The organism is Polyangiaceae bacterium, from assembly GCA_020633205.1.
GTDB lineage: Bacteria > Myxococcota_A > Polyangia > Polyangiales > Polyangiaceae > JAHBVY01.
Genome location: JACKEB010000013.1, coordinates 753,173 through 770,903, shown reverse-complemented (window position 1 = coordinate 770,903; position 17,731 = coordinate 753,173). Strand labels below are relative to the sequence as shown.

17 protein-coding genes are annotated in these 17,731 nt (G+C 64.8%); 12 read left to right on the top strand and 5 right to left on the bottom strand.

Annotated features, from left to right (window positions below):
- Positions 1-72 precede the first annotated feature (72 nt).
- Positions 73-525, top strand: a complete 453-nt coding sequence (locus tag H6718_19665; GenBank protein MCB9587630.1) for a peroxiredoxin — start codon at positions 73-75, stop codon at positions 523-525.
- A 9-nt stretch (positions 526-534) separates the two neighbouring features.
- On the opposite strand, the gene H6718_19660 is transcribed toward H6718_19665, so the two are convergent.
- Positions 535-1,212, bottom strand: coding sequence for a superoxide dismutase family protein (locus tag H6718_19660; protein MCB9587629.1), 678 nt, complete (start codon positions 1,210-1,212; stop codon positions 535-537).
- Between the two features lie 223 nt (positions 1,213-1,435).
- Between H6718_19660 and H6718_19655 the strand changes: the two genes are divergently transcribed.
- The 3 genes from H6718_19655 to H6718_19645 all read left to right on the top strand — a co-directional run bounded on the left by H6718_19655 (position 1,436) and on the right by H6718_19645 (position 3,810).
- Positions 1,436-2,107: a methyltransferase domain-containing protein gene (locus H6718_19655; protein ID MCB9587628.1), complete on the top strand. Its 672-nt coding sequence runs from the start codon at positions 1,436-1,438 to the stop codon at positions 2,105-2,107.
- Between the two features lie 60 nt (positions 2,108-2,167).
- Positions 2,168-3,052, top strand: a complete 885-nt coding sequence (locus H6718_19650) for a sigma-70 family RNA polymerase sigma factor (GenBank protein ID MCB9587627.1) — start codon at positions 2,168-2,170, stop codon at positions 3,050-3,052.
- An 86-nt stretch (positions 3,053-3,138) separates the two neighbouring features.
- Positions 3,139-3,810, top strand: a complete 672-nt coding sequence (locus tag H6718_19645) for a sigma-70 family RNA polymerase sigma factor (protein MCB9587626.1) — start codon at positions 3,139-3,141, stop codon at positions 3,808-3,810.
- Between the two features lie 82 nt (positions 3,811-3,892).
- On the opposite strand, the gene H6718_19640 is transcribed toward H6718_19645, so the two are convergent.
- Entirely contained in the window at positions 3,893-4,858 is a 966-nt protein-coding gene (locus H6718_19640) for a LysR family transcriptional regulator (protein MCB9587625.1), read from the bottom strand.
- A gap of 73 nt (positions 4,859-4,931) precedes the next feature.
- On the opposite strand from H6718_19640, the gene H6718_19635 reads away from it, so the two are divergent.
- The 3 genes from H6718_19635 (at position 4,932) to H6718_19625 (ending at position 7,692) form a co-directional block, all read left to right on the top strand.
- A complete protein-coding gene (locus H6718_19635) occupies positions 4,932-6,173 on the top strand; it encodes an MFS transporter (GenBank protein ID MCB9587624.1) in 1,242 nt (413 codons plus the stop codon).
- A gap of 306 nt (positions 6,174-6,479) precedes the next feature.
- Positions 6,480-7,292 (top strand): hypothetical protein, encoded by an 813-nt coding sequence (locus H6718_19630; protein ID MCB9587623.1) that lies wholly within the window; start codon positions 6,480-6,482, stop codon positions 7,290-7,292.
- A complete protein-coding gene (locus H6718_19625) occupies positions 7,285-7,692 on the top strand; it encodes a hypothetical protein (protein MCB9587622.1) in 408 nt (135 codons plus the stop codon). Before H6718_19630 ends, H6718_19625 begins: the two co-directional genes overlap by 8 nt.
- A 129-nt stretch (positions 7,693-7,821) precedes the next feature.
- Here H6718_19625 and H6718_19620 read toward each other — a convergent pair whose 3' ends face one another.
- Positions 7,822-9,939 carry a hypothetical protein gene (locus H6718_19620; protein ID MCB9587621.1) on the bottom strand — a complete coding sequence of 706 codons (2,118 nt, stop codon included), beginning with the start codon at positions 9,937-9,939 and terminating at the stop codon, positions 7,822-7,824.
- An 80-nt stretch (positions 9,940-10,019) separates the two neighbouring features.
- Here H6718_19620 and H6718_19615 point away from each other — a divergent pair, with 80 nt between their 5' ends.
- From H6718_19615 to H6718_19595, 5 genes are all read left to right on the top strand, one after another.
- On the top strand, positions 10,020-11,816 hold the full coding sequence (locus H6718_19615) for a DUF1446 domain-containing protein (protein ID MCB9587620.1): 1,797 nt from the start codon (positions 10,020-10,022) through the stop codon (positions 11,814-11,816).
- Between the two features lie 63 nt (positions 11,817-11,879).
- A complete protein-coding gene (locus H6718_19610) occupies positions 11,880-12,164 on the top strand; it encodes a hypothetical protein (GenBank protein MCB9587619.1) in 285 nt (94 codons plus the stop codon).
- Positions 12,164-13,237: a cupin gene (locus tag H6718_19605; GenBank protein MCB9587618.1), complete on the top strand. Its 1,074-nt coding sequence runs from the start codon at positions 12,164-12,166 to the stop codon at positions 13,235-13,237. The genes H6718_19610 and H6718_19605 overlap by 1 nt, the downstream gene beginning before the upstream one ends.
- A 65-nt stretch (positions 13,238-13,302) precedes the next feature.
- Positions 13,303-13,953, top strand: a complete 651-nt coding sequence (locus H6718_19600; protein ID MCB9587617.1) for a hypothetical protein — start codon at positions 13,303-13,305, stop codon at positions 13,951-13,953.
- Positions 13,954-14,017: 64 nt separating this feature from the next.
- Positions 14,018-14,413, top strand: coding sequence for a hypothetical protein (locus tag H6718_19595; GenBank protein MCB9587616.1), 396 nt, complete (start codon positions 14,018-14,020; stop codon positions 14,411-14,413).
- Here H6718_19595 and H6718_19590 read toward each other — a convergent pair.
- Together H6718_19590 and H6718_19585 are read right to left on the bottom strand one after the other, a co-directional pair.
- Positions 14,403-16,133: a hypothetical protein gene (locus tag H6718_19590; protein MCB9587615.1), complete on the bottom strand. Its 1,731-nt coding sequence runs from the start codon at positions 16,131-16,133 to the stop codon at positions 14,403-14,405. The two genes, H6718_19595 and H6718_19590, sit on opposite strands and share 11 nt — an antisense overlap.
- Complete coding sequence (locus tag H6718_19585) at positions 16,126-17,718, bottom strand: hypothetical protein (protein ID MCB9587614.1); 1,593 nt, start codon at positions 17,716-17,718, stop codon at positions 16,126-16,128. Before H6718_19585 ends, H6718_19590 begins: the two co-directional genes overlap by 8 nt.
- Between the last annotated feature and the right edge of the window lie 13 nt (positions 17,719-17,731).

The following is a 17,731-nucleotide window of genomic DNA, read 5'->3' as shown; positions in this document are numbered from 1 at the left end:
TAGGCCCCCGCCTTGGGTCTGATGAGCAAACTCGCCGGGCCACGCGCCCGCTCAGCGACCTCAGGAGCGAACATGATTGCAGTTGGAGACAAGGCCCCCGATTTCGACCTCAGCGCTGGCGACGGCAAGACCGTCAAGCTCTCGGACTTCGCGGGCAAGAAGTCGGTCGTGCTGTTCTTCTACCCCAAGGACGGCACGCCGGGTTGCACCGCTGAGGCGTGCAGCTTCCGCGATGCGTACGACGTCTTCGCCGAAGCGGGCGCCGAAGTCGTTGGCATCAGCGCCGACTCCGCCGAGAGCCACACGAGCTTCAGCGCCAAGCACAACTTGCCCATGACGTTGCTCAGCGACCCCGACGGTGCCGCGCGGAAGAGCTACGGCATCCGCTCGACCTTGGGTATCATGCCCGGACGCGCGACGTTTGTCATCGACAAGCAAGGCGTCGTGCGCCACGCCTTTTCCTCGCAGCTGCGAGTGGGCAAGCACGTCAACGACGCCTTGGAAGTCGTGAAGTCGCTGAGCTGAGAGCGACTCTCAGCCGGCCTTGATCGGTGCACAAGCGATCGGCTTGCCGGCGTCCCCGCTCTTACCCGTCCCCTTGTCGTCGGCTTCGTGCAAGACGATCGCCTTGCCGATGAAGCTATTCGGATCCTTGGGGTTTAGGTTCGCGTTGGGGATCGTGATCTTCAGCTTGCCCTTGCCGTCCTCTGCGATGGTGATGTTGCCGAGGTCACCCAGATGATGTTCGCTGGCTGTGGGTAGCCCGTGCGCCTCGCCCTTCGGCGCGAAGTGGCTGCCCATGCTCATGCCCGCGATGTCGCTGCAGTTGTCCGCTTGGTGGATGTGCAGCCCCTTCTTGCCGACCGGAGCGCCGGAGATCTCCACCTCGATTTCCACCGAACCGCTCTTGGTCTCGTGGAGCTCCGCCTCGCCAGCGACTTTCATGTTCGGAACCGACGCGAACTCGGCCTCCGCTTCGCGGTCGCCAGCTTCTTCATCGGCTTCTTTCGCCTCTTGCGCCTTTGCTTCGTCAGACTTCGGCGCCGCGTGGTTCATCTCTGCCTTGGTCGAAGCGCGGTCTTCAGGCGTCGTCTCGGCGCCGTTGGTGCGCTCGGGTTCAGCAGGCACCTGAGTCGGCGTGGGGTCTGGCTTGTCACACGCGACGAGCCCGAGCACCGCCGCCAACGTCAGGTAATTCAGCTTCAATTTCATGAGTTCCTTCTCCGTGTCCAACGGTTGAGCTAGGCGAAGGAGCAACCCACATGCCAGCCGACGAAGCGGCGAAAACCCCTGCGAAACGACACCGCCAGGGCAATTCTCCCGTGGCTTCGAGCAACGGATCCGCAAACGAACCACGTGGGGCTATCGCAATTTCGCCCGATCGAGTCGAAAGCCAGCCTCTGGTGCGACGGCATCACCGCCCTAACATCAACTGATGTCTCACCAGATGTTCGACCAAGCCGCGGCCGATGCCTACGACGAGCGCTTCAAGAAGCTGGCCGTGTTCCGGGACGCGCTGCAGCTCGTCACACGCCTGGCATTGACGGAGCTTCCGGAGCAGGCCCACGTCTTGATCGTGGGGGCCGGTACAGGCCTCGAGCTGTTGTACCTTGCCAAGGCGTTCCCGAGCTGGCACTTCACTGCGGTTGAACCGTCGGAGCCGATGCTGAATCACTGCAAGGCGCGCTGCGAAGCCGCCGGCATCGGCTCGCGTTGTTCGTTTCACCACGGAACCACTGGCACCCTGGAAGACCAAGGACCATTCGATGGCGCTACGGCGCTCCTGGTTTCCCAGTTTCTGGTCGACCCCGAAGCGCGCACCGGGTTCTTTCGGGAGATTGCTCAGCGCCTGAAGCCCGGCGCACCGCTCGTGTCTGCGGACCTTTCGCACCCACCAGGCGACGAACTCACGGAGCTGTGGCGCCGCGCCTGGATCTACAACGACACCACGGCTGAAAACGTGGAGCGCATGCTGCAGTCCATTGGACAGCACGTTGCCGTGGCGCCCCCAGAGGTCGTAGAGGCGCACCTGACCGCCGCTGGCTTCAGCGCGCCCACGCGCTGCTTTCAAACGCTGTGGATCCACGGCTGGATGTCGCGCGCCTAGGCGCTCAAACTTTCACTGCTCGAGGTGTAATCGCCGAAGAGGCGCTGCGTCTTGGTGGGCATGACGACGCAATCTGACCCCCAGCTCGACCGTTTCATTCGCTCGGCGTATGCCGCACCCCGACTCGACCGCGCCCAAGAGGCGGCGCTATTCGCCCAGTGGCGCGCCCACGACGATCAGTCCGCGCTCGACGAGCTGCTAGCCGCTCATCTCCGCTATGTGGTCGCCATCGCGCTGAAGTACCGGCGCTACGGGGTGCCGCTCTCCGAGCTCGTGGCCGAAGGCAACCTCGGCCTCGTGCACGCGACCCACAAGTTCAGCACGGAGCACGGCACGCGCCTGATCACCTACGCGAGCCACTGGATCCGCGCCTTCATGCTGAACCACGTGACGCGCAACTGGTCCATCGTGCGCTCCGGCAACGGTGCCTTGAACACCAAGCTCTTCTTCAAGCTACGTCGCGAACGCGCCAAGTTGGTCGCCCTGCTGGGGGATGGAGACGCGGTGGACGTCGCGCTGGCGGCGCGACTGCAGATGGATCCGACACTGGTCCAGACCATGCTCGGGCAGCTGCTGCAGCGCGATGTTTCGCTGGACGCGCCGCTCTTCGCCGAAGAGGACGCCACCCGCTTGGACGGTCTCGCGTCCCCTGACGCATCCGCAGAGGGTCAGCTAATGAGTTACCAAACCGGCGCACTGCAACGGGAAGTGGTGCATGAGGCGCTTGGCTGCCTCGACCCACGAGAGCGGCTGGTTGTCGAAGAACGACTGATGGCTTCTCCGGAGGACGAGCTGTCTCTGGCGGACTTGGCGAGGCACTTCGGTGTGAGTCGAGAGCGCGCCCGTCAGTTGGAGGCGCGAGCCAAAATCAAGCTTCGAACCCGCATCGAGACGCTCATGCGCGAGCGCGCCGCATTGGATTGGCCCCTGGCTCAAGCCGCTTAGTGCCTTGTTGATTGTTCACGCCTCCCGGACGCGAATTTCTGTTCAGCGAGCTGTAATCACTGCACGGGTCGCGCGTCCTTGAGGTCATGACACCAGAACTGCATCGCGCCGAACCACGCTTGCTCCTAACATCAGCTGGAGAGAGTTCTCTCGAACTCGAGAACAGGAGCCACAGCTTGGGCGAAGACGCCGATTTCAGCCTACCCCTGAACGAAGAAGTGCGTCGCACGCTGGTCGAAAACCACCAGGTCTTCCTGGCCTTCTTACAGCGGCGCGTCGGGCGACGCGAAGTGGCCGAGGACATCCTCCAGGAAGCGTTCGCGCGCAGCATCCAGCGCGCCGACAGCATCCGAGATGCTGAAGCGATCGTGCCTTGGTTCTATCGGGTGCTGAAGAACGCGGCCATCGACCACTTTCGGCGCATGAAAACCCGTGACCGCGCCTTCAGCGCATTCGCCGAGGAACTCGCGCGTACGGACGTTCCGGACCAGGAGCTGATCGACGAGGTGTGCGGCTGCGTGGGCCGCCTAGTGGAGACGCTCAAGCCCGAGTACGCCGACGCGCTTCGGGGTCTCGAACTCCAGGGACTATCGATCACGGAGTTCGCAGAAGCGCGAGGCATCACGAAGAGCAACGCGGCGGTGCGCGCCTTCCGCGCCCGTGAGGCGCTGCGTCGCCAGCTGGAGCGATCCTGCGGCACCTGCGCCGAACACGGGTGCTTCCATTGCACCTGTGACGTCAAAGCGGGCTGCCACTAGATCCTTATCCGCACGGTAGCGTTGCTTAGCCCACTTCGAGCTAAGGAGGCTTAACTCTGATGGCGCACGGCGCAGTGTGCTGCTACTTGCGCCGTTTCCGGACCGCTCGCGTCTCAGACTCCACCGCGGCAGGCATCGCCTCGCGCATGGACTCCACGAACAGCTTGAGGCGCGCCGGGTAGAACGCGGCGTAGGGATAGATCACGCTCACCGGCAGCGCCGGTGGCTCCCAGTCAGGGAGTAGCTCCACTAGCTCCCCGCTGTCGAGATGGGGCTGGACCATCCACGTGGAAATCAATAGGGCTCCCAAGCCAGCGATGGCCGCGTTCGTCAGCGCGTGGAAGCTGTTGGAGGTGAGGCGCGGCTGGATCGGGACGTCGACCTTCTCACCGCGCTTCGTGTGACACATGCTTACCTGCCGGTGGTAGAAGCCGTTGGCGCCGAGCCATGCCAAGCGGCTCAGATCACTCGGCTGCTTGGGCATACGCCGCTCGGATAGCAACTTGGGTGACGCAACCACGGTCCTCGGCACCTCAGCCAAGCGAATGGCGACCATGGACGGGTCCGTGACTTCGCCGACGAAGATCGCGCAGTCGATCCCCTGGGAAACGAAGTCGCCGCTCGGCTGCTTGAGCAGCCAGTCGATGGTCACGTCGGGGTGCCGCCGCATGAACTGCGCCAGCGGGCCAATCAGCTGCTTCTGCCCAAACACGTGAGGCACCACGACGCGCAGCGAGCCGCTGACGGGTGCCCCCGCCCGGCGCAAATCCCACTCGAACGCGTCCCACCCTTCGAGCAGCTCCTTCGCGCGCTCGAAGCAGCGCTCGCCGTCTTCGGTGAGGCGCATGCTGTGGGTCGAACGAGAAATCAACTGCGAGTCGAGTACCCGCTCGAGCTGCTGCAGCCGCCGGGAGATGGTCGGTTGCGTCGTTCCAAGCTGCGCGGCGGCGGCGCTGAGGCTACCTGCCTGGACGATGCGCACGAAGGTCTCCAGCAACTCCAGGCGATCGACCTGTGTCGGAGCTTGGGCTCTGCGGGCTTTGGTCATACGCGGAACGTATGACGGATGTTCGGTCCACACCACTACTGGGTGCCGCCTCCGCGCTTCAGACTCCCCCCCAATGCCCCACGTCAAGACCCTGGACTCCGCCGAACAGCTCGCGGCCCTCACCGACGCTCAGACGCCAAAGGCGCCTACCGAGACGGTGGCGGCGCGCCTGACGTTGCTGCTCGCGCTGTCCGTGGGCCTGACCGCCGCGACGCTCTACTACGCGCAGCCCATCCTGGGCGTGCTCGCCGCTGAGCTCGGCGCGTCGGAGCGCACCATCGGCCTGGTGCCGACGGCCACGCTGCTTGGCTACGCGTTGGGCATCCTGTTTTTAGCTCCCCTTGGGGATCGCTACGATCGGCGTCGGATCATCCTGTTCAAGGCGGTTGGTTCGGTGGTCGCGTTGCTGGGTGCCGCGGTGGCCCCCGACGTCCACACCCTGATCGGAGCGAGCCTGGCCATTGGCATCACCGCGAGCATGACCCAAGACATCGTGCCAGCGGCAGCCACGGTTGCACCCGAGCACGACCGCGGTCGCATCGTCGGCATCGTGATGACGGGCCTGTTGCTGGGCATCCTGATGTCCCGCGTACTGAGCGGTATCGTCGCCGAGCACTTCGGCTGGCGCGCGGTGTTCTTCGCGGCAGCCGGGACGATCGCGGTAGCCGCGCTCGCACTCGCTCAGGGGCTACCCCGCTTCGCGCCCACGACGAGCATGCCCTACGGCACGCTGCTCAAGTCGTTGGTGGAGTTGTGGCGTCGCCACCCAGCGCTGCGGCGCGCGGCGCTCGCCCAGGGACTCCTGGCCTCGGCGTTCGCCGCCTTCTGGTCGACGCTCGCCGTCATGCTCCACGGCGAGCCGTTTCACTACGGAAGCGCGGCCGCGGGTGCGTTCGGCCTGGCGGGCGCCGCAGGTGCTGCCATCGCGCCAATCTCTGGGCGCTTCGCCGATCGTCGCGGCCCGCAGTTCGTCACGCGCGTCGGCACGTTGGTCACGGTGCTCTCCTTCGTGGTGATGGGCCTCGCGACGTTCCTCTCCCCCCAAACCCACTTGGGCCTCTTGATCCTCGCCACCGTTGGCTTCGACCTCGGGGTGCAAGGCACGCTGATCGCGCACCAAACCATCGTCTATTCGCTCGAGCCTGCCGCGCGGAGCCGTATCAACGCCGTCTTCGTGGTCACCATGTTCGCGGCCATGTCCGTCGGCGCGGCGGTCGGCGCGATGCTGCTCGCCGCGTGGGGCTGGCTCGCCGTAGTCGCCTACGCCGCGGTCGTGTCGCTCGCGGCGTTCGGTCTGCGCCTCAAGGCGAAGTGAGGTTAGCTGGCGCAGCGCAGCCGAGCTTCGAGCTCGTTCACCGTTCGTGAACAAAGTACCAACGATGAACATCTACATAATTTCAATATCTTATGCGTCCTTGTTCGATTTCAGCCAGCGTTCAGGCATCATGAACAAGTGAAAACAACGTCCCTGGTCGACGCTGCGGTCGCCGCCTTCCAAGCATCGACTGGTCTGGTCGCACGGCGACTAGGCCCAGCGAATGCCCCCGCAGTGGAGGTGGTTGCGCCCGAGGGCGCCCGGCGTTTCGCCGTCCGTGCTCGGCCTCATGTGCATCGGACAGGCGTGAGCCACGCAGCTGCACTCGAGCGGGATGCCACCCGCAGCCTCCTAGTCACCGAGCAACTCAGTTCTCAGCTTGCCGAACTCTGCCGGGATCACGATCAACCTTTCATCGATACCGCGGGGAACGCGTACCTGAACGAACCGGGGCTATTCGTGTACGTCAACCGGTCCGGGACTGCACGGAAAGACAAGACGAAGTCGAGCCCAACAGCGAGTCGCGCTTTTCGAGAACACGGGCTCCGAATCATCTACAGCTGCGTGGTCATCCCGGGGCTGCTTCAATCCACCTACCGTGAGATCGCTCGGGCGTCGGGTGCGGCACTCGGCACCGTATCAGGCACGCTCTCCGACCTCAAGACGCATGGTTTCCTTGCGGATTTAAAAGGCCGACGACACTGGACAGACCGACAAAGACTAATGCAAGCGTGGATGGTCAACTACCCACTCGCGCTGCGCCCCAAACTGAACCCGCGTCGATTCCGCGCGAATACGCCGAACTGGATGGCAAGCGCTGACCCTTTGCCGCCTGGACTCCAATGGGGAGGGGAGATGGCCGCGTCGAAGCTCGAGGCTGAGCTAGTTCCCATCACTGCGACCGTCTATGCGCGCAGCTCCGTGGCCCAGTTTGCACGCACAGCGCGCCTTGTTGCCGACCCAGATGGCCCCATCGAGGTGTTGGACACCTTTTGGGAGGCAACCGAACAAGACACCGACATCGTCTCACCGCTCTTGGTTTGCGCGGACCTGCTCTACTACGGGGATCCGCGTACTGTTGCCGCGGCCCGCATGCTCCACGAGAGGTACCTTGCTTGAGCTGCGACAGGCGCTAGCGGCAGATTGGGTGCGTCTACTGGCACAGCTAGACGCAACGCTGCGACAGCTTGACATCCCCTATTTCCTCGTCTCAGCCGAGGGGCTTACAATCTTGAAGTTTGTCGCATGGGCAGACAACGGAATCGCCCGAGATGGGCGCGACGCGCAGGATCTGCTGACTATCTTGCGCAACTACCGGGAGCTGCTTGGGCTGGATGCGTTGTACGACCAACACTTCCCCATACTGGAAGCCTATGGACTGGAAGACCAACGTGCAGCGGCTCACGTCCTCGGCGTCAAGGTGGCGCAAAGCGGGGGTCAACAGGTACGCGCCCTCATCACCAAGCAGCTTGAGTTGGGTCACCGGGATCGACTCGTCAGCAACGTGGGCAACACCTGATCAACCTGGACTCCGTCGAGGATCTGCTCGCAGCATTCGAAGCAGGTCTGATCGCCGGCACTTAACCACTGCAATCCCACTCTTGATGCCCGAATCCAGTGGCGACCACTGCGACAGCATTTCCACCACTTAGCTGCCCCGCTCGATGCTCGAGTTGCCGAGGCGCACCGACAGGATCCCCAGCTCCGATAGCAGCCGCTGCAGGCGATAGCCCAGGCTGTGGTCGTCGAAATCGAGCACAAGCCGCAGCGCGTCGGGCAAGCGCTCGAAGAGCCCTTCGAACTCCTCGATTTTGGGGTGAGGTCCTACGTCTGTCCGACTCAACTCTTCTCCGGTTGCCGTACGGAACGTGCAACGCAAGCCTGACTCGATGCGCGTCACCTCCAGGCGATGTTCTGGCGTCAGCGCGCGCAGCGCCAGCTCCAGGTAGCGAAGCGCATCGGCGTTGGCTTCCGGCTGTGCTTTCCGTGCGAGCACGGCAGCCTTGAGATCTTCCGCAGTGAACAGCTGGGTCAAGAGCTGGCGCGCTTGCTCTGGGTGGCGATCCCAACCGTTCAGGCTCTCGAGCACATGACTCCTCACGGCATCTGAGTCGCAGAGCGTCAGGTATTGATCGATGGTGAATGCGTTGCGCAAGCGCCCCACCCAAGCGCTACGTCGATCGATCGGCAGCGACTCCAAGACTTCCCTCGCCCAGGCCTTGTCCGCGCTGTAGAGCGTGGCAAACAGCGAGCTGTCCAACGCGGAGTCGAGCGCCTTGCCGCGCGCCTTCGCGAGCGCAAACAGAGGCCGTGCGAGGAGCTCCGAGCGCGCTGCTTCCGGCGGGTGCGCTTCGCGGGCGAGCTCCAGGAGTCGAGCCTCGAGTGCTTCGGCGTTCTGCTCAACGTATTCAAGTAGTGGGCCCCACTGGGCGAACGGAAGGCAACCGCCAAGTCCCGAGGGACTTGGGTAGGCGCCGCTCAAGAGATCCCAGCAAAGCTCCAAGAGGCCTGCTGGGTCGCGCTGTTCGAGCAGAGCCTGGAGCACCGCTCGCCGTTCCTCTGCTGTAAACCCCTTGTCCGCAAGCCCATGCAGCGCGCGCCAGGTGACGTCCGTCGTGCCGTCTGGCAGGGTGAGCGGCGCCTCCAGCGGCCCTGATTTATCCGCGAGGAATCGCTCCAGCACCGGCAGCTCGAACCAAGGCAGTGCGCGCAGCGGCAGCGGCAAGCCGGCCCGCGCCGTTTCCAGCAATAGCTCACGCTGGTCTCTTCCAAGTTCGTGAGCCAGGGCCGGCTGCTCACGCTCGCAGAACTCAGGAAAGACGAGCGGCGCGCACACCCCCGCGAGCGCCCGCAGCACGGCATCCACGAGCACGGCGCGCTCATCGGGCGCCGTGTAGGGCTGGCCAGGCACCGGAAACTCGTGCACCCATGGTCGCTCTCCCCGCCGCAATCGGGTCCGCAGGGCTCGCTCCAAGGTGCGCTGATCGGCCCGCATGGCGAGCGCTCCAACAGCCAGGGCCGCCAGGCCCCCTTCATCGCCCCACGGAAACGACTCTACGATTTCGTTCGAGAGCGCGGCTTCGAACAAGACCTCAGTGAGCTCTTCGCGCGGCGGTTGGTCCAGCCAGACGGCGCCGACTGCTGCTGCACCCCTAACAAGCAGTGAGGGATCGTCCGTCAACTCCAAGAGCGGCTTCCACACGCCGTGGCGACCGCAACACAAGGCCAAGGAAGCCTTCGCCACCTCGCTGGTCTCCGATTCGAGCGCTTCTGGCAGAACTCTCAGCGCTCCCTCGCGGCAACCCGGCAACCCAGCCACTAGGTACGCCGCGCTAGCGCGCACATCTGCATCGGAGTGAGCGAGGAGCCGCAAGTACACGTCGCCTCCAGCCGCGACGGCTTCAACCGTCGCAGCGCCCTCCGGATAGTCAGCAGACGGCGGGGCGCTACGAAACACCAGCGGATCGAAGCCCTGAACGGTGTCCACCAAGTGCCCCATGCTGAGCCGCGCGAGGAACTCCAGCACCTGCGGGAGCGGCGCATCCGGCGCACCCTCCAGCATCCGAATCAAGTACCCCACGGCAACGGGCGTCGCGTCGAAGCAGCCGCCTTGATGAAAGATCCCAGCGTCGAGCGCCGCGAGCCCTTCATCCCAGTCGTCGCCCCCGCTCGCCACAAGCCGCAGCTGATCCGGCACATCAACCGCGGGACCGTACGCGTCCTCCAGCTCCTCCCAGTCGATGTCATCCAGCCCGTCGTCCCACATGGCCCCTCAGGGTAGCGCAGCCGCGTTGCTGGAGCGGCGTTTTGAGTGCTCGCAAGAGCCAGCTCAAGTACGCTCCGCCAATGCCTGAAGCGCGCCCCGTTCGCATCGCCAATTGTTCCGGCTTCTTTGGAGACCGACTGAGCGCCTTGAAGGAGGTCGTCAGCGGCGGGCCGGTGGACGTGGTGACCGGCGACTACCTCGCAGAGGTCACGATGTCGATCCTCGGCAAGCATCGCGCTCGAGACCCAGAGAAGGGCTATGTGCCGACCTTCGCGCTGCAGCTCAAGCCGGTGTTTGGCGTGGTGCTCGAGCGCGAAATCAAGTTGGTAGTCAACGCGGGCGGGTTGAATCCCCACGGTCTCACGAGTGCGCTGCGACAGCTGGGCGCCGCGATGAGCCTCTCACCCCAGGTCGCCACCCTAACCGGCGACGATCTGCGGGAACGGCTCCCGAGCCTGCGGGCGAGCAACGCCGACTTCCCTCACTTCGAGTCTGGCGATTCGCTCCCCACCGCTGAAGGCTTCGTCCACACCGCGAACGCCTACTTGGGCGCCTGGGGGATCGTGCAGGCGCTAGCAGCCGGCGCGGACATCGTCGTTTGCCCGCGCGTCACGGATGCTTCGTTGGTCGTTGGCGCGGCAGCTTGGTGGCACGGCTGGCAACGCGACGAGTGGGACAAGCTCGCGGGCGCGGTCGCTGCGGGTCACGTGATCGAGTGCGGCGCGCAGGCGACCGGCGGCAACTACTCCTCTTTCCGCGAGGTAGCCGACCTCTCGCGACCAGGCTTTCCCATTGCCGAGATCGCCGAAGATGGCAGCAGCGTGATCACGAAGCACCCGGGAACCGCTGGTGAGGTGAGCGTAGGCACCGTCACCGCCCAGCTCGTCTACGAAGTCGGTGGGCCACGCTACCTGAACCCCGACGTCACGACTCGCATCGACAGCATCGAACTCGAGCAGCTCGACACCGACCGCGTGGCGCTGCGCGGCGTGCTCGGCGAGCCGCCGCCCGACACCACGAAGGTGGCGATCACCTGCAAGGGTCAGTTCCGAAACGAGATGACGTTCGCTCTAGTTGGCCTTGACGTCGACGCGAAGCAAGCGCTGTTCGAGCAAGCGACCCGGGCCGCTTTCAAAGGCAGGCCGGTCGAGCTCGTGTTTCAGCGCCTCGGCGCGCCAATCCTCCCGGAAACGGATAGCGCTTCTATCAATCAGGACCAGGCCACACAGTTCTTGCGGGTGATCGCCACCAGCGATGACGAAGCACAGGTCTCCCGCCCGTTCGGCGCGGCGCTCATCGAGCTCGCGCTCTCCAGCTATCCAGGGCTCTTCGCCATGGCTTTGCCCGGCGCCGCCAGCGAAGCCACGGGGTACTGGCCCACGGTGGTACGGCAAAGCGATCTGGAAGTGCGCCTCACCCACCCCGACGATCGCGTCGAGGAAGTATCGCTTCCGCCGCAAATGCTCCCGGCGTCTCAGCTCGATCAGGGGGTGAGGTTGCCCTCCAACGCGCCTGAGCACGCCGTGTCAGTTCCCGGAGGCAAAGCCGTGCGCGCGCCACTCGGCTCCGTCGTCGATGCGCGCTCAGGCGACAAGGGCGGCGACGCCAACGTCGGGCTCTGGACCCGCAACGCGGAAGCCTACGCCTGGCTACTCCAGCACCTCAGCGTCGACCGCCTGAAGGAGCTGCTCCCCGAAGCGAAAGAGCTGAAAGTCGAGCGCTACGAGTTTCCGAAGCTCCACGCGGTGAACTTCGTGATCCGTGGCCTGCTCCAAGGCGGTGCCGTCGCGACCCTGCGTTTCGATCGCCAGGCCAAGGCGCTGGGCGAGTTTCTGCGCTCCCGTAGCGTGGACGTGCCGGAATCGTTGGTCCGCTAAAATCGCAAGCCGCCGGGACGGCCAGCGTGTTCAACATTCGAGCGGCCGGTTAAGCTTCAGCCCATGGGGATCTTGGGAACGCGCTGGGAAGGCGACTACCAGGGACACGCGATCGTCGTGGACCGGAACGAGTGGACCAAGGGCTTTCGCTTGACCTGGGACGGCGAAGAAATCGCTCGCCGAACCTGGTCGCTGATCGGCCTTGGAGAACTCCACGCCTCGGTGCAGCTCAACGGCGAAGCCAAGGAGGTTCGCGTCGCGCTCGAATGGGATGGCGTCGGGAACCTGGACGGGAGCTGTCAGGTCAGCGTCGATGGCAATGCCGTCGCGCTCAAGCAAGTGAAGTAGTGGTCCGCCGATACCGATCTGCAGCTGCGGTGCTCGCTTGTGAGGAACTCACGCCCAACGTGGAGTTCTTCGAAGAACTCGGGTTCCGCCTGGATATGATTTCTCCGGCAGACGACCCGACCGTCGCCGAGCTGTCCGGTTTCGGAGCGCGCATCCGCCTAGAACGCGGCGAGGGCGCGCCCGGCGTCCTGCGACTCGAAGCATCCGAGGACCACGCAGATGAAGCGCTGGTAGCTCCGAACGGCACCCGAGTGCTGATCAGCGCGGAAACAACGCTCAAGGTACCGCCTCTTCAGAGCAGCTTCGTGCTCAGTCGCCTGGCGACGGCCCGGTGGGTCGAGGGGCGCGCAGGCATGCGCTACCGCGATCTGGTCCCTGATCGACAAGGCGGGCGCTACATCGCCTCCCACATCCAGATCGAAGAGGCGGGTCCAGTACCGGACTACGTGCATCATCATCAGATCCGCTTCCAAGCCATCTACGTGCAAGCAGGCTGGGTCGAGGTCGTCTACGAGTCCCACGGCGATCCGATCGTGATGCAGCCAGGCGACTGCGTGTTGCAGCCGCCGCACATTCGCCATCGCGTGCTGTCCTGCTCCGCAGGGCTCGAGGTCGTGGAGATAGCCTGCCCCGCAGCGCACCCCACCTTCCGCGACCACGACCTCTCGTTGCCGACAGCTTCCTACGAGCGCGAGTTCGCTGGTCAGCACTTCATCCACCACGTCGCGGCGGCGGCCCCATGGGAAGCATCGAGCGTCGGGGAAGCACGTGACACCGGACTGGCGCACGCAAGCGCCGGGCTGGTCGACGTACGTGCACTGCGCCGCATCCCTACGGATCAGGCTCAAACCCATGACGGCGAGCTGTGCCTGTTCTTCGTCTCCAAAGGTAACGCTCAGCTCGCGGTCGAAGGGCAGCCGCGCATGAGCTTGAGTGTTGGAGACAGCGTCACCATTCCCGCGCGAGTGCCCTACAGCTTCAGCGACTCGAGCGGCGACTTCGAGCTCCTACGCGTCGCCTCCCCGGCGCCTTTGACGGTGCTCCCTCACCCCCAAACCCGGGGGGCCATGTGAGCCAAACACGGGCGGAGTTTGCTTGGGCGTTTCTCGTCCTCGATGAGCATCCGTATGGGCGCGCCATGCTTCAGGAGCTGCTGGCCGGTGGTTTCCGTCCGGATTTATGCATTGTCGAGGCCTCGGCGGTTGCGGACGTGGAACGGGAGAAGTTCCTGGTGCGCATGCAAGGCTTCCCCCTCGCGCCCAGGTTCGCGGAGCTCGCGGCGGGGATCCCGACTGAGGTGGTGCCGAATCACAACGACGCGCGCTGCGGAACGCTGCTCACTGAGCTAAAGCCGGACCTGATTGTGCTTGGGGGCACGCGCATCTTGAAGCCCCATGTCTTCGAGCCGGCGCGGCACGGCACGCTCAACGCTCATCCAGGGCTCTTGCCAGAGGTTCGCGGCTCGGCGTCGGTTGCCTGGGCCATCGAACGCGATGAACGCATCGGCTGCACCTGTCACTTCATCGAAGCCGGGATCGACACCGGCCCCATCGTCGGACGACGGGAAATCCCGGTTCACCGCGGAGACACCTACGAAAAGCTGTGTCATGCGACGGTTCAGCTATCCGCTCAGTTGATGCGCGAAGCCCTCGAGGCCTTCCGGGACGGAACCCTGACCGCCACGCCTCAGGGCGCCGGAGCGCCCGCTCACAAGAACATGCCAGAGGAACAGGTCGCGGAAATGAAGCGCAAGCTGGCTGAAGGGCGCTACGCCCACTTCGTGGACTAGCGCTTGGCGGCTTGTCCAGGTCCGCGAGCTGGTACACTCGCCGCCTCAAAGCGGAGCCAAACTTATGTCAGCCGGACTGTGGCCAATCCTGAACCCAGCGAGCGAAGCGTCACCCACTTCTGACGGAGCGCTGCTGCTGCAGAACATCGAAGAGCTCGATGAGATCGCTCATGCGATCGGCGCGCTGCCGCTGACGAGCTTCGCGGATCTGCGAGAGGTCCCGGAGGACTTCGATGGTGAACCGGAGGAGCTCGAGGAGCTGCTCGGCCCGTGGGAGGACTGGTTTCCAGTCGCCGAGGGAGTGGAGGCCATGCGTCGCTGCGCAGAAGCCCTGGCGATCCCCGAACACGCAGAGTCGGTCGAACATCCCGCGGAGCTGAAGGCGGAACTTTCGGCCTTTGCCGACTACCTGGAGCGAGCGACCAGCGACCAGACTTTCCGCTTGGAATTTATCGAATAGCACCAGCCCAGCTGAGGAGCGGCGTACTCGCTTCAGCCGTGGCGTCGGGCGAGAGGTGAACGCGCTTCGGACGCTGCTTGGGATCGAGCTTTGGCATGACCAGGTCAAGGCTTTCCGTGGTCTCACCGCGCTGCACGACCACTCTGAAGCGCTGCCCACCGCGGACGCTACGCAACATCCAAGGCAGCAGCGCGAAGGGTTGAGCGGTGTTGCCGTTCAGCGTCAGGATCTGGTCCCCCGGTTCGAACTTGGAGGCCTCCGGCGTGTTCTCCACCAACGTGTCCCAGACGTTGAAGCCGCTCACCTTGAGCACGTTGAGAGCCAAATCTCGCGGCTCCATGCCCTGGTATTCCGTTCGAGTGACCTTCGCGCCGCTCCGTTCGAGGCAGTCGGTCAGCGGAAAGGCATCACTCACCGCTAGCAGCTCGTCCAAGCGTTGAGTCACCTTGGGGAACTTAGCCATTGCCTCACGGAATCGCTTCTCCGTCGTACCGCGCCCCCCATCCCGCGCTGCGCGATACACCGCCTCCAGGGAGGAACCGACCTTCACCAGCTCGACATCGAGGCAGAAAGCCAGCATCGCGCCACCGGCGTACGCGGCGTTGCCCTGCGCTTCGCGCAGCGGCTTGCCGTCAACAGAAAGCTGATACACCTCAAGCTCTGGCAAAAAGCGCTCGAGCGCCCGCGCCTCGCGCTGGGCGGATGTCAGCGCGGCCACTCCACTGACGGCCTTCAGCTCGAAGTAGTGAGTGAAGCCTTCTGATAGCCAAGTCACGTCCGCTTGGGACCACTGATGGAGCAGCTCGTGGATCACGATTTGCCCGAGCCTCGAGTCCGGCCCCTCCGGCGGCGCTGGTCCGACGACACTGGTGTCGTACCCCACGGAACCGCCCGCGCGAACGGTTTCGCGCAGATTCAGCGTGACCAAGCGGGGATGAGCATCCAGCGGGCCCAGCTGTTGCGAGGCCAGCGTCACTGTGTTCCTGACCAGTGCCGTCAGCCTTGCATCTGGAGTGAGGTCGCCGCTCATCACGCGGAAGACGCGGTCATTCACCACCACATTCTTCACGTTCGACTCCCCAAACACATAGAAGGCATCGCGCAGCGCAACCGTCGTGCCTTCGCGCCCAGCCTCGGGGAGCGCGCCTGAGGCGTCCGACGCTTCCGCGTGAGGAAAGCTCAAGCGCGTCGCGACATCGAGCAGGACGCCATCGGCCTTCAAAGTTGGGATGAACGCGCGACCCGCCAGGAACCAACCCGTGGTGGTCTTGAAGGGCACTGCGTCAATGCCGTTACGAGGTCCCGCTCGCTCGTGGGAGAGGTCCACCGTGTAAGCGATGTCGAGCGCTAGCTCAGGCGCCGTCTCGCTCGTCGACACCGGGAACTGCCCGGCGTACGGCGTTCCGTCGGCCATCTTGAGGAAGCTCACGAAGCCCTCCGCCTCGCGGAACGGCGCGTCCATCAGCGGCAACTCCAGGAGCTTGGTACCGGGCGGCAAGATCGCTCGCGGCACCTTCAAGCGCACTGCGAGTCGGCTTGGATCGCCATCCAACAGCGCCACCTCGAGCGAAACACTCGGCGGAGCCGCCGGCTCCGGAGCCACGCTGGCGGAGATGGCAGGAGGCAGCGGAGGTGGCGGCCGATCCGCAGCGGGGGAGCAAGCGGAAAGCCACGCGCCCCAGACAACGCAGCTCAAGCGTAGCGCGAGCTTACTACTCATCGCTCTCCCCCAAACATCCTGGGATTTGTAGCTCTGCGTGACCGGTCGATATTTGCCATAGGGTTATTTCGTGATCCTCGCTCGATGTCACCGCCAGTTGGCCCCGCGGATCGAAGCCTAGGAACCGCAGGCCGTCAGCCGGCAGGCTACCTCGAATCGTGGAATCCCTCGTCGAGCGCACGGTGATCGGCTGCTCGCGTTCGCGAACGAAACGCTCTCCATCCGGGCTGACCCAGGCGCGAGACGGTCCGCCGTCGGGCACGGCCAACTCGTGCAGCATGCTGGTGCGCCACTCGAGCGCAGGAAACCCGGCGTCCCCAAACCAAAACAGACTGCCGTCTCGCTGCCGCGCGAAGACGCGAGACTCCCCCGAAGCGTCTACGGCGTGGGGAGTCCCCGGCAGCTCCAAAGGTTCGCCATCCCGCCGAATCATCCGAAGCTGACGACCACTCTGGAGCAACACCGTTTGGCCATCACTCGTCCAGTGCGAGGGGACGAGGTGATCACCCGCCTCAGACGCCAGCGGCAGGCCCTTCGGAAGCGTTCCCTTCGGTGTTCCTGTCGCTGTTTCCACGAGGCAAGAACGGGGATGGCCTGAAAACGCGACGAGAGCGCCGTCCGGCGAGAAGACGGGTGAGCTAGGTTGCCCAAGCGGCGTGCACCACGGATCGTAGAAGGTGTGGCCCCGACCGAGGCGCAGGTTCCAGAGCGTGATGGCGCCGGAGTCCCGGAAGAGCGTCAGCCAGTCCCCCGCGACGTGGGGCGCTCTGCCGGTCAACGAAGCGAGCAACTTTCCCGACACCGCATCGACGACGCTTACATGCGCTCCCTCCGGGCCGACCCACTCGACGACAAGCCGGCTCGAGTCGTCGCTCGAGAGCAGCGCGCGGGCGCGCACACCCTCAGGGCCCTCGAAGCGGTCTGCGCTCCACTCAGCATCCGAGTTGGAGAGCTTCGACCCCGTCGGCAGCTTGCGCGGTGTCCACTTTGGGCGCGGGGGATCCATCGCTTTTCCGCTGGGATCGATCGACTGCAGAGCAAGCCCCGGGAGCGCGAGGCGTTCTACGCGAGGTGGTTCGATCCCGACGGTGTGTGCTCTGAGCGCCACCCACGTCCCGTCGGGCGCCGCGACCAATCCGTAGTCGACGTCGTGTTCCCCGGCTTCTCGCCGCCCGACTTCCACCCCTGACTTCGCATCGACGACCGAGAGGACCGCCGGTGCAACATCTGGTGGCGGCCACAACCACACGAACAGCCATCGTCCGTCGTCGCTCAGCTTGAGTGTTTCCGCGTACCAACTGATCGGCAAGACGAAGCGCCGCTGCCAGCCACTCGTGTCGAATACTTCGACGCGGTCAGGCTGCGCGACTGCAAACACGCGACCATCGGCGGAGAAGGCCCACGCCCGGGCCTGCTGCCAAGCCTCTGGACAGCGCGCTGGAGGCACAGCCTCTGGTTCTTCCAAAAGGGGCCGCGGCTCCATGGGAGTCAGGTCATGAGTCGGGGCGGGGACCGATGGCTGCGCGCTGGCCACGCAGCCCAACAACACCAAGGCGCTGAAACCCGAGCACAGCTTCCGCACCACGCGCCGAGCGTAC